At 62.5% G+C, this 12,078-nt stretch carries 13 protein-coding genes; 9 read left to right on the plus strand and 4 right to left on the minus strand.

Features of this window, described 5'->3' with window-relative positions:
- Positions 1-37: 37 nt before the first annotated feature.
- From ABIE40_RS09105 to ABIE40_RS09120, 4 genes are all read left to right on the plus strand, one after another.
- Positions 38-901 (plus strand): D-amino-acid transaminase, encoded by an 864-nt coding sequence (locus tag ABIE40_RS09105; RefSeq protein ID WP_199629318.1) that lies wholly within the window; start codon positions 38-40, stop codon positions 899-901.
- A 110-nt stretch (positions 902-1,011) separates the two neighbouring features.
- Entirely contained in the window at positions 1,012-1,254 is a 243-nt protein-coding gene (hfq, locus tag ABIE40_RS09110) for an RNA chaperone Hfq (RefSeq protein ID WP_003539403.1), read from the plus strand.
- Positions 1,255-1,331: 77 nt separating this feature from the next.
- Positions 1,332-2,663: a GTPase HflX gene (gene hflX, locus ABIE40_RS09115; protein ID WP_199629317.1), complete on the plus strand. Its 1,332-nt coding sequence runs from the start codon at positions 1,332-1,334 to the stop codon at positions 2,661-2,663.
- Positions 2,664-2,707: 44 nt separating this feature from the next.
- Complete coding sequence (locus tag ABIE40_RS09120; protein WP_199629316.1) at positions 2,708-3,043, plus strand: hypothetical protein; 336 nt, start codon at positions 2,708-2,710, stop codon at positions 3,041-3,043.
- On the opposite strand, the gene ABIE40_RS09125 is transcribed toward ABIE40_RS09120, so the two are convergent.
- Genes ABIE40_RS09125 through ABIE40_RS09135 form a run of 3 tightly spaced genes read right to left on the minus strand, consistent with a single transcriptional unit; the run spans position 3,025 to position 5,688 of the window.
- Positions 3,025-4,254, minus strand: coding sequence for an FAD-dependent oxidoreductase (locus ABIE40_RS09125; protein ID WP_199629315.1), 1,230 nt, complete (start codon positions 4,252-4,254; stop codon positions 3,025-3,027). The two genes, ABIE40_RS09120 and ABIE40_RS09125, sit on opposite strands and share 19 nt — an antisense overlap.
- 6 nt (positions 4,255-4,260) lie before the next feature.
- Entirely contained in the window at positions 4,261-5,094 is an 834-nt protein-coding gene (gene mazG, locus ABIE40_RS09130; protein ID WP_199629314.1) for a nucleoside triphosphate pyrophosphohydrolase, read from the minus strand.
- 6 nt (positions 5,095-5,100) lie between these two features.
- Positions 5,101-5,688 carry a nucleoside deaminase gene (locus ABIE40_RS09135; protein ID WP_199629313.1) on the minus strand — a complete coding sequence of 196 codons (588 nt, stop codon included), beginning with the start codon at positions 5,686-5,688 and terminating at the stop codon, positions 5,101-5,103.
- 249 nt (positions 5,689-5,937) lie between these two features.
- Here ABIE40_RS09135 and cysG point away from each other — a divergent pair, with 249 nt between their 5' ends.
- Genes cysG through ABIE40_RS09160 form a run of 5 tightly spaced genes read left to right on the plus strand, consistent with a single transcriptional unit; the run spans position 5,938 to position 11,142 of the window.
- On the plus strand, positions 5,938-7,374 hold the full coding sequence (gene cysG / locus ABIE40_RS09140) for a siroheme synthase CysG (protein ID WP_199629312.1): 1,437 nt from the start codon (positions 5,938-5,940) through the stop codon (positions 7,372-7,374).
- A gap of 2 nt (positions 7,375-7,376) precedes the next feature.
- A complete protein-coding gene (locus ABIE40_RS09145) occupies positions 7,377-7,691 on the plus strand; it encodes a DUF2849 domain-containing protein (RefSeq protein WP_130278364.1) in 315 nt (104 codons plus the stop codon).
- An 8-nt stretch (positions 7,692-7,699) separates the two neighbouring features.
- Entirely contained in the window at positions 7,700-9,370 is a 1,671-nt protein-coding gene (locus ABIE40_RS09150; protein ID WP_130278363.1) for a nitrite/sulfite reductase, read from the plus strand.
- Positions 9,371-9,380: 10 nt separating this feature from the next.
- Positions 9,381-9,893 (plus strand): DUF934 domain-containing protein, encoded by a 513-nt coding sequence (locus tag ABIE40_RS09155; RefSeq protein WP_199629311.1) that lies wholly within the window; start codon positions 9,381-9,383, stop codon positions 9,891-9,893.
- 37 nt (positions 9,894-9,930) lie between these two features.
- Complete coding sequence (locus ABIE40_RS09160) at positions 9,931-11,142, plus strand: UbiH/UbiF family hydroxylase (protein WP_199629310.1); 1,212 nt, start codon at positions 9,931-9,933, stop codon at positions 11,140-11,142.
- Here the strand turns inward: ABIE40_RS09160 and ABIE40_RS09165 are convergent.
- A complete protein-coding gene (locus tag ABIE40_RS09165; RefSeq protein WP_199629309.1) occupies positions 11,122-12,072 on the minus strand; it encodes an AEC family transporter in 951 nt (316 codons plus the stop codon). The genes ABIE40_RS09160 and ABIE40_RS09165 overlap by 21 nt on opposite strands.
- Between the last annotated feature and the right edge of the window lie 6 nt (positions 12,073-12,078).

The raw sequence follows: 12,078 nt of genomic DNA on the forward strand, positions 1-12,078 counted from the left end.
CGCCGGTTCATGTCATTGCCCCAGCATCAGGTTTCCCATGCCCAGAATTTCCTACGTCAACGGCCAGTACGTCACGCATTCGGAAGCAGCCGTTCATATCGAGGATCGCGGCTATCAGTTCGCCGATGGCGTCTATGAGGTCTGCGAAATCCGCCACGGCTATATCGTCGATATCACCCGCCATCTGGACCGCCTGCACCGCTCGCTGAGCGAGCTGCGCATCGCCGCGCCGATGAGCCGGGCAGCGATGGTGCATGTGATTCGCGAGACGGTTCGGCGCAACAAGGTGAAGAACGGCCTGTTCTACATGCAGGTCACCCGCGGCGTCGCCCGCCGCGACCATGTGTTCCCGACCGAAGGCACCAAGCCGTCGATCGTCATCACCGCGAAGAGCACCGATGCATCGGTCATCGCCAAGAAGAATGCCAATGGCATCAAGGCCGTGACCGTGTCCGACAATCGCTGGGACCGCGTCGATATCAAGACCGTCGGTTTGCTGCCGAACGTCATGGCCCGCCAGCAGGCGAAGGAAGCCGGCGCCCAGGAAGCGATCTATGTCGACCGTGACGGCTTCGTTACCGAGGGTGCCGCAACCAATGTCTGGTTCGTGGATGCCGACGGTACGCTCGTCACCCGTCCGGCAGAGCATGGCATCCTCAAAGGGATTACCCGCACCACCTTGCTCGATGTCGGCGCCAAACTGGGCCTCAAGGTCGCGGAACGTAAGTTCACCGTTGCCGAAATGCTGGCTGCACGCGAGGTTTTCATCACGGCGGCGACAAGCATTTGTTTTCCCGTGGTTTCCATCGATGGACAGCCGATCGCCAATGGCCATCCCGGAAGCGTGTCGCAGAATATTCGGGAAGCCTTTTTCGACGTTGCGGAAAAGATTGCGATTTGATACCAAGATTTGCTGGACGCAGGGGTGAGGGTTACCTGCCGACGGCCTGGAGAGGTTGATTAGTATTCTACCGGCTGAAACACGCCGGCAATAAAGAAAGAAGCGGCGCGATGGCGGAACGTTCTCAGAATCTGCAGGACTTATTTCTCAATACTGTTCGCAAGCAAAAGATTTCCCTTACAATTTTTCTGATTAACGGCGTTAAGCTCACGGGCGTTGTCACGTCTTTCGACAATTTCTGCGTTCTTCTTCGCCGTGACGGTCATTCGCAACTCGTGTATAAGCACGCGATCTCGACGATCATGCCGGGCCAGCCCATGCAGATGTTCGAGAGCGAAGAAGCCGCTTCCTGATAGGATCAGAAGTCATTTCGACACGCGATACGAAGAACGATTCCATCATCCCGGAAGCCGAAAAGCTCCGGGACGATATGCGCGCGACCGTCGTCGTGCCCGTGCTCAAGCAGGGCCGGGGACGTGGCGCCGCATCCGATGGTGCAATCTCCACGACACGTTCGCCGGAAAGCCGGCTTGAAGAAGCAAGCGGTCTCGCCGAAGCGATCGACCTCGATGTCGTCTATGGCGCCGTCGTCCCGATCAATGATCCCCGGCCTGCAACGCTGCTCGGCACCGGCAAGATCGAAGAGATCAAGGCCAAGCTCGACGAGCATGATTCGGGTCTTGTCATCGTCGATCACCCGCTGACCCCGGTTCAGCAGCGCAATCTCGAGAAGGCTTGGAACGTCAAGGTCATCGACCGCACGGGCCTCATCCTCGAAATCTTCGGCCGCCGCGCCTCCACCAAGGAAGGCACGCTGCAGGTCGATCTCGCGCACCTGAATTACCAGAAGGGCCGCCTGGTCCGCAGCTGGACCCACCTTGAGCGCCAGCGCGGCGGTGGTGGCTTCATGGGTGGTCCGGGTGAAACCCAGATCGAAGCCGACCGGCGCATGCTGCAGGATCGCATCATCAAGCTGGAGCGCGAGCTGGAGCAGGTCGTGCGGACCCGCCAGCTGCACCGCGCCAAGCGCAAGAAGGTGCCGCATCCGATCGTCGCCCTGGTCGGCTATACTAACGCCGGCAAATCGACGCTGTTCAACCGCATCACCGGTGCCGGCGTTCTCGCCGAAGACATGCTGTTTGCGACGCTCGATCCGACGCTGCGCCGCATGAAACTGCCGCATGGCCGCACCGTCATCCTTTCCGATACCGTCGGTTTCATCTCCGACCTGCCGACCCATCTGGTGGCCGCTTTCCGCGCGACGCTGGAAGAGGTGCTGGAAGCCGATCTCATCCTGCATGTCCGCGACATGGCGGATGACGATAATCCGGCCCAGAGTGCCGACGTGCTGCGCATCCTGAACGATCTCGGCATCGATGAAGCTGAGGGCCAGAAGCGCATCATCGAGGTTTGGAACAAGATCGACCGGCTGGAGCCGGAAACGCACGACGCTATCGTCCAGAAGGCATCCGGCGCCGAGAATGTCGTCGCCGTATCGGCCGTCAGTGGCGAGGGCGTCGACCGGCTGATAGACGAGATCAGCCGCCGCCTTTCCGGCGTCATGACGGAGACCTCGATTACCGTGCCGGTTTCGAAACTGGCGCTGCTGTCGTGGATCTATGAGCACGCCATCGTCGATGCCCGCGAGGACAACGAGGACGGCTCGGTGACGCTCGACGTGCGCATGGCCGAGGCTGAAGCGTCGGCACTCGAAGGCCGGCTCGGCACGCAGAAGACGGCGAAGGAAGATTGGGAGCGCTGAGCGCTCGCATTCTCGCATTGCATCAGATCACTGGAGAGGACGGCATGGCTGGTATCAAGGCTCGGGCAGGCGGTCTGTTGCTGATCGCTATCGGATGCGCTCTTGCCTGGTTTTTCCTGCTGCAGCCGCTGAAGGAAGCGCAGGCCGGTGTTCCCGAGGTCCATTATCAGCTGAGAGCCTTCCTCGCCGTGCCCGCCTGCCTGGTCTTCGGCATGGGCTTTCTGTTCGCCGGCGCGGGCCTGAACTATCGCAATGCCGCCGAGAAGAAGCTGACGGTCACCGGCTGGGTTCTCTTCGCGATCGTCGCATTGCTGACACTGGCGGGCTACTGGTGGTTCCAGCAGCAGTTCTCGGCGCTCGGCTATACCAGCGCCGTCTGATCGCTTCCGGCCGGTTCGCTATCGGAAGCAAGCCACTCCAGACCAATCCGCCCGACAGGATCGAGAAGCTCGCCTGTCACCAGCGTGGTGATCAGGCTGCGCAGGAACGGCAGTTTCGTCGCCGGGCCGATCATCAGGTCGCGGCTCATCGGCAGGATCTTGCTATCCGACTGATAGAACGGCGTCAGCACGCGGCTCAGCAGCTGGTAGAAGCGGATATGGATCTGGCGCTGGCGCAGATGCCGTGAAATGGCATCGCCGACCGTTGCCTCGCGGATCATCGCCGTGCAGAGCGAGGCGGCGTCCAGCAGTGCCATATTGGCGCCCTGGCCGAGCTGCGGGCTCGTCGCATGCCAGGCATCACCGATCTTCACCATATTCTGCCCGGCGACCGGGACGCGCGTATGATGCCGGTAGCGTGCATGAACGGGCTCGGCCGATGCGGCGAAATGGGCAGCCTCCGGCCAGAAGCGATGCACGGCATCGATCCACGCCTCACGTCCGGCATCGCGCCAGGCTGCCACATCCTTGTTGCGGATGCTCCAGAAGAAGGTCGCCATCGGCGCCGCGCCATCCTTGGCCGTACCGACAGGCAGCACGCCCGCCATCTGGCTCGCCCGTTGATAGCGCTGCTCCAGTTCGTCGGAACGGAAGACGCCCGATGCATCCCAGGGAACGGTGGCCCAGAACGCGCCGTAATCGAGCTCGGTCGAGGACTTGTAGCCGATCGGCGAGCTGGCACCCATCGCATCGATGACGAGATCGGAAGCGGCGGATGCTTTGCCATTGCCGAGCTTCAGCCGCGGCCTTGCGCCCGGTTCGAACGCCGTCACCCGCGAAGCCGTTTCGAAACTGACGCCGGCTGCGACAGCGGCATCGAGCAGCAGATCGAAAAGTGCCACCCGCTGGATGGCGATGCCCGACGCACCATTGCGGTAACCGACATCGAGCACGGTGCGGCCCGTCGCCGAGAGCTTGCCATGCATCCGCCGGATCCGCGCGCCGCGTTGTTCCACCTGGTCGAGCAGCCCCATCGCCGCGAGAACCGCGGATCCCGTCGGCTGCAACACGAAGCCGGATCCGACCGGCTGCGGCGCTGCCATCTGATCGTAGATGGTGACGTTTGCGCCGTGGCGCGCCAGCAGCGCGGCCAGTGACAATCCACCGATACCGGCACCTGCAATCGCGATCTCAAGGCCGGAGAGCTTCATGGCGGGTCAGCCGAGTTGCCGTTCGATGGCTTTCGCCGCCTGCCAGATCTCTTCCATCCGCTCCAGGCTTGCGGCCTCCAACGTTTCGCCTTCTTTCTCAAGAACGGTTTCTATATGATTGAAACGGCGCCTGAATTTCGTGTTCGTTCCGCGCAGGGATTGCTCCGGATCGGCATCGACATGGCGGCCGATATTGACGACGGCGAAGATGAGATCGCCGAGCTCGTCGCTGACCTTGGCCCGGTCGCCATGCACCAAAGCCTCGCGCAGTTCGCCGATCTCTTCCTCGATCTTGTCGAGGATCGGCTCGGGTGCCGACCAGTCGAAGCCGACCTTCGCCGCACGCTCCTGCAGCTTCAGCGCCTCCGTCAGGGCTGGAAAGCTGCGCTGCACAGAGCCCAGAAACCCGGCCGTGGGGTCCTCGGTCACCCCGCGCCTGACGCGCCGCTCGGCACGCTCGCGCTTTTCCGCCTGCTTGATCTCGTCCCACTGCTTCTTCACGCGATCGGGCGTATCGGCATCGGAGCGGGCGAAGACATGCGGATGCCTGCGGATCATCTTGCGGGTGATGGCCTGGACGACATCGCCGAAGGCGAACTCACCGGCTTCCTCCGCCATCCGCGCGTGAAAGACCACCTGCAGCAGAAGATCGCCAAGCTCGTCGCAGAGATCGTCCATATCGTTGCGCTCGATCGCATCGGAAACCTCATAGGCCTCCTCGATCGTATAGGGCTTGATGGTCTCGAAGGTCTGGACGATGTCCCAGGGGCATCCCGTTTCCGGGTTGCGCAGCGCTGCCATGATCTCGATGAGGCGCGAAATGTCTTTGGAGGCTTCCATGATCGCTCAATTCAGGGGGATGTCGTTCTCGCTCTTGGAGGCCTGATAGGCGCCGGAGAGAGCGTCGTAGCGGGACTTGATGCGGGCAGTCTGCGCCTTCAGCTCGCTCTTTAGCGCATCCGCCTCGGTCTCGACCAGATCAGCGATCGCAAAGCTGTTCCAGAAAGCGTTGCTGCGGCGGTAGCCGCCGGGCTCCAGGCCGAAGACCTCTTTGAGGATTTTCAGATCGTGCGGAATGGCGAAGCTGTCTCGGGAATCTTCGTGGCTGAAGAAATAATAGAAGTTATCGAAACCCGCCCAGGTGATTGCCGACATGCACATGGTGCAGGGTTCGTGAGTCGACAGGAAGATCAGGTCCTTGGTCGCCGGTTTCTCGCCGAGTTCGTAGAAGCGTTTCAGCGTGTGCACTTCGCCATGCCAGAGCGGATTTTCGAGCTCGTTATTGGTCTCTGCGACCACCAGCGAGAGATCGGACTTGCGCAGGATTGCCGCGCCGAACACCTTGTTGCCGGCAGAAACGCCGCGCTCGGTCATCGGCAGGATATCGCGCTCCATCACCTCGAGCAGGCGTGGAGCAATCGTCTTTGAAGCCATGACTTTCTCCTTGTCGCAGCAAGTCTATCCCGCCCGGGCAAGAAGAAAAATGCCGAATTGCCCGATGGACGTTTTTGATCACAGGCTTTACATTGCACTGCAGCGACAACGGCGTCGCTCGGGCGACTTTTCTCAAATCAGTGGCATGCAGGCAAAAGATTACGCGGACCGCGTAGGCTTTCGAATTTCTGTTTCTTCAACGCCTTGCCGGTTAAAGGCATATTGGCGCAACTTCGAAGTGGAATGATAATGCCTTCCAAGAGCGAACAGCTATCGGTTTTCCCCGCCTTCTTCCGTATGGAAGGGCGGATCGCAGCCGTCTTCGGCAACGGAGACGAGGCCTATGCGAAGGTGCGCCTGCTGCTGAATACGCAAGCGCGGGTCATTGCCTATACCGATCATCCGGAAGCCAGCTACCACGCCTTCCTGATCGCCAATCGCATCGAGACCGTCCGCGCATCCTTCGCTGCCGAACAGGTCGAGGGCGCGGTGCTTGTCTTCGCCGCAACCGGCGAACCTGCCGCAGACCGCACCATCGTGGATGCAGCGCGTGCCGCAAAAATCCCGGCCAATGCCGTCGACCAGCCCGATTATTGCGATTTCTTCACGCCGGCGCTTGTCAATCGCGCGCCCGTCGCCGTCGCGATCGGAACGGAGGGCGCCGGTCCGGTCCTGGCCCAGATGATCCGCGCGCAGATCGACCAGCTGCTTTCGCCGTCGCTTGGGCGCCTCGCGACCTTGGCCACCAGCTACCGCAAGACGGTCGAGCACCTCATTCCGCGCGGCGTTTCCCGCCGTGTCTTCTGGCGCGGCTTCTTCTCCGGTCCCGTCGCCGATGCCGTGGCCAATGGCAATCTGCCGGAAGCCGAGCGCGCCGCACATGCGCTGCTGCAGGAAACCGGCAAGGCGAAGGGTCGTATCTGGCTCGTCGGCGCCGGTCCCGGTGCCGAAGACCTGCTGACGCTGCGTGCCCAGCGTGTCATGATGGAAGCCGATGTGCTCGTCTTCGACGCGCTCGTGCCGCAGGCGATCGTCGACATGGGCCGCCGCGACGCCGAGCGCATCTCTGTCGGCAAGCGCAAGGGCTGCCATTCCAAGTCTCAGGAAGAAATCAACGACCTGCTCGTCCAGCTTGGCCGCGAAGGCAAGCGTGTCGTGCGCCTTAAGTCCGGCGACCCCTTGGTTTATGGCCGGGCGGGGGAAGAGATGGCTGCCCTGCGCGCCGCCGGTGTCGCCTATGAAGTGGTGCCCGGCATCACATCGGCCTTCGCCGCCGCTGCCGATTTCGAACTGCCGCTGACGCTTCGCGGCGTCGCCTCGTCGCTGGTCTTCACCACCGGTCATGATCTGACCGGCGACGTGCTGCCGGACTGGGCGAGCCTCGCCGTCTCAGGTGCCACCATCGCCGTCTATATGGGCCGCACCGTTGCCGCCTCCGTCGCCGAGCGCCTGATGGCTGCCGGCATACCCGCCGAGACGACGGTTGCCGTCATCGAGAATGCCAGCCGCGCCGAGCGCCGCCTCATGCATGGCATTCTGCGCGATCTTCCCGACCTGCAGCATCGTGACGAATTGACGGGTCCCGTCATGGTCATTATCGGCGATGCAGTGGCAGGCGCCAATTTCGAACTGTCCGAGCCGCTGGTTCGCCGGGAGGCGAGCGTGCCGGAACTTGCAAGGAGCTGATCATGGTAGACAAGGTACTGACCGCCAACCGGTTGACGGACGGCATTGCCGTCTGGCTCGACGCCAATGGCGCGTGGGTCACCTCGTTGCAGGATGCGCTGGTCGCCCGCCATGCGGAAGCGGTCGCCGCACTCGAGGACATCGGCAAGAAAGCCTATGCCGACAACAAGGTCGTTGACGTCAATGTCATCGAGGTTCAGGAAACCAACGGCGTATTGTGGCCGCTGCGCCTGCGTGAGCGCATTCGCGCGCAAGGCCCGACCATGGAATATGCTCCGGGATATGCGATTGCCGATCCCAAGTTCATTGATGTCTGAGGAAGCTGATGTACCGTTACGACGAATTTGACCACGCCTTTGTCGCCGAGCGCGTTGCGCAGTTCAGCGATCAGGTCCAGCGCCGTCTCGCCGGCGAGCTTTCCGAAGATGCCTTCAAGCCGCTGCGCCTGATGAACGGCGTTTACCTGCAGCTGCATGCCTACATGCTGCGCATCGCCATTCCCTATGGCACGCTGAGCTCCAAGCAGATGCGCATGCTGGCCCATGTCGCCCGCACCTATGACCGCGGCTATGGCCACTTCACCACCCGCCAGAACCTGCAGTTCAACTGGCCGAAGCTCTCGGACATGCCGGCCGTTCTCTCCGAACTGGCAACGGTCGAAATGCACGCGCTGCAGACATCCGGCAACTGCATCCGCAACGTCACGGCCGACCATTTCGCCGGCGCTGCTGCCGATGAAGTGGCTGATCCCAGACCCTATGCGGAAATCCTGCGCCAGTGGTCGTCGGTCCATCCGGAATTCTCCTTCCTGCCGCGCAAGTTCAAGATCGCCGTCACCGGCGCCGAGCGCGACCGCGCCGCGATCCAGGTCCATGATATCGGCCTGCATCTGAAGAAGAACGATAAGGGCGAGATCGGCTTTGCCGTTTACGTCGGCGGTGGCCAGGGCCGCACGCCAATGGTCGCCAAGCTGATCCGCGATTTCCTGCCGGAAGAGGACTTGCTGTCCTACACGACCGCCGTCATGCGCGTGTACAATCTACACGGCCGCCGCGACAATAAGTACAAGGCCCGCATCAAGATCCTCGTTCATGAGACCGGTGCCGAAGAGCTCGCGCGCCAGGTCGAGGTCGAGTTCGCGCAGCTGAAGGACACCGAGCTGAAGCTGCCGGAACAGGACGTCGAGGCGATCACCGCCTATTTCGCGCCGCCCGCCCTGCCGCAGCGCGCCGAAGGCTGGGAAAACCTTGCCCGCTGGAAGAAGGCCGATCCGGCGTTCGCCCGCTGGGTCCAGCAGAACGTCCAGCCGCACAAGAACCCCGATTACGGCATGGTGACGATCTCCTTGAAGCCGATCGGCGGCATTCCGGGCGACGCCTCCGACAGCCAGATGGATGCGATCGCCGATATCGCCGAGGAATATGCCTTCGACGAAATCCGCGTCAGCCACGAACAGAACCTGATCCTGCCGCATGTCGCGCTGGCTGATCTTGAAGCCGTCTATCGCGGCCTCGTGGCGATCGATCTCGCCGAAGCCAATGCCGGCCTGATTACCGACATCATTGCCTGTCCGGGCCTGGACTACTGTGCTCTCGCCAACGCGCGCTCGATCCCGGTGGCCCAGGAAATCTCCCGCCGCTTCGGCAATCCCGAGCGTCAGGCCGAAATCGGCGAGCTGAAGATCAAGATCTCCGGCTGCATCAATGCCTGCGGCCATCACCATGTCGGCCATATCGGTCTGCTTGGTGTCGAGAAGAAGGGTGCCGAGCTCTATCAGATCACGCTTGGCGGCTCCGGCGACGAGCACACCTCGATCGGCGAAATCATCGGCCGCGGCTTCGAGCCCGAGAAGGTGACGGACGCCATCGAGACGATCGTCGATACCTATCTGAAGATCCGCAAGGATCAGTCGGAAATCTTCCTCGAAGCCTATCGCCGTGTCGGGCCGCAGCCGTTCAAGGACGCGCTTTACGGCTCTGCCGCCGAAGCTGCGTAAGGAGGGGATGATGACGAAGATCTGGAGAGAGACCGGTTTTGTCGAAAACGATCCCTGGGTCATCGAGACCGAGGAAGTCAAGGCAACCGAAAATCAGAAGCCGCTGCTTGGCCTCGACGAGCTCATCGCCAAGGCGGACGAAAGCAACGATGTCGGCCTCGGTGTGCTGGTCAAGCCGGCCGACGATGTCCGCAAGCTCGAGCCCTATCTCGACCGCCTGGCGATCATTGCCGTTGCCTTCCCGGCATTCAACGATGGCCGCGCCTTCAGCCACGCCTCGCTGCTGCGCGATCGCCTCGACTACAAGAGCGAATTGCGCGCCGTCGGCGACGTGCTGATCGACCAGGTGCCGCTGATGCTGCGCGTCGGCATCGACAGCTTCGCGGTGAGCAACGAGACGGCGCTCAAGCGTCTCTCGGAAAATCGTCTGCCGGGAATTCAGCATCATTATCAGCCGGCTGTGCGTGACGCGGACAGCGGCAGGGGCTATAGTTGGCGCCGTCAGGCGAAGCCGGCGGCATAAGGCCGGCTCGCCGTCATCTGATGACGGAAGCAATGCGATGAAGAATTTCGAAGTGGCGGTGATCGGTGGCGGTCTCGCCGGCATGGTTGCCGCGGTAGCGATTGCCCGCGGCGGCCGCAACGTGGCGCTAATCGCGCCGCCTGCAGCCAAGGAAGACCGGCGCACGACGGCGCTGATGGATCAATCGATCCGCTTCCTTGATCGCCTGACCCTCTGGGGCAAGCTGAAGCCTTCGACCGCGCCGCTCACCAGCATGCGCATAATCGACGGCACGAATCGCCTGCTGCGGGCACCGGCAACGACCTTCCGCGCCGCCGAAGTCGGCCTCGATGCTTTCGGCTACAATTTCCCGAACAGGGCGCTGACCGATGTGCTCGAAACGGCCATCGCAGGCGAGGGCAATATCACGCGCTTCGACGCCTTCGCCGAGACGATCGAGATCGGCGCCGAGAGCGTCACGCTGACGCTTGCCGGCGGCGAGCAGCTGACGGCCGATTTCGCCGTCGGCGCTGACGGGCGCAAATCGAAGCTCCGCGAAACTGCCGGCGTCGACGTCCGCAACTGGTCCTACCCGCAATCGGCCATGGTGCTGAATTTCAGCCATTCGGTGCCACACCAGAACATCTCCACCGAATTCCACACTGAGCATGGCCCTTTCACCCAGGTCCCGCTCTCGGGAAGCCGCTCCAGCCTCGTCTGGGTCCAGAACCCGGCGGAAGCCGCTCAGAATGCGGAGCTCTCCCTTGAGGATCTGAGCCGTCTCGTCGAGGAACGCATGCAGTCGATGCTCGGCAAAGTCACCGTCGAAGAGGGCGTCCAGGTCTGGCCGCTGTCCGGCATGATGGCGCATCGCTTCGGCAAGGGCCGGATCGCGCTGATCGGCGAGGCAGCCCACGTCTTCCCGCCGATCGGGGCTCAGGGCCTGAACCTCAGCCTGCGCGATATCATGACGCTGACCGACATTCTCTGCACCGGCGCCGAATTGCCGGTCGCGGCCGATGCAGGCGACCAGTTCGACCGCAAGCGCCGCGCCGATATCATGACGCGCACCGCCAGCGTCGACCTTCTGAACCGCTCGCTGCTTTCGGATTTCCTGCCGGTGCAGATGCTGCGCGCTGCCGGCCTGCACATCCTCTCGGCCATCCCGCCGCTGCGCAATGTCGTCATGCGCGAAGGCATCGAGCCCGGCCGCGGTCTTCGCGGCATTCCGGATGCTCTGAAGGAAAGGCTAGGCCGGAAGAAAGCCTGATTTGATCGCGATCAGGAACATCGACACGGTGACGACAGACAGCGCGGTGGTAATCAGGATGGTCGCCGACGCGCGCTCCTGCCAGACGTGATAGAGCTGGCCGAGGACGAAGACATTCGTCGCGGTCGGTAGTGCCGCGAGCAGCACCGCGGCATAGACCCAGACCGGCTCGAAGCCACCGACCAGCGTCAGCGCCGCATAGACGACGAGCGGATGGACGATGAGCTTCGCCGGAACGATGTAGCTGATTTCAACAGGCACCCGCTTGAGCGGCCGCAGCGCCAGCGTGACGCCCATCGCAAACAGCGCGCAGGGCGCGGCCGCCTGAGCGAGATAGTCGATGAACTGCCTGAGCGCCGATGGCTGCTCGAACTGCAGCCCCGCCGCAAGAAAGCCGGCCGCCGTCGACAGGATGAACGGATGCAGCGCGACCTTGCGCACGATATCGGCGGCAATCTGCCCCCGTGAGCGCCGGTCGTCGCCGGCAGCCGCCATCATCGCCGGTGCCACGATGAAATGCAGCGCGTTCTCGAGGCAGACGATCAGCGCGACCGGAACCGCAGCCCTGTCACCGAAGGCGATCAGCGCTAGCCCGGGACCCATGTAGCCGATATTGCCATAGGCACCGGCAAAAGCCTGGATCGTCGATTCGTCCATCCGGCTCTTGCGGATGAAACGGCCGATGACGAAAATCGCGATGAAGATCGAATAGGTGGCGGCCAGATCTGTGACGATAAAATCGATCCGCGCCAGATCCTCGACCGGCGTGCGCGATACCAGCTTGAAGAACAGCGCGGGCAGGGCGGCATAGACGATGAATGTGTTCAGCCAGCCGAGCGCCTCGGCCGGCTGTTTCGTCACTTTCGCGGCGATATAGCCGATCAGGATCAGGCCGAAGAAGGGCAGGAGCAGGCTGATGATGTCGGCCACTGGACC

This window comes from Rhizobium sp. OAE497, from assembly GCF_040546565.1.
Classification (GTDB): Bacteria; Pseudomonadota; Alphaproteobacteria; order Rhizobiales; family Rhizobiaceae; genus Rhizobium.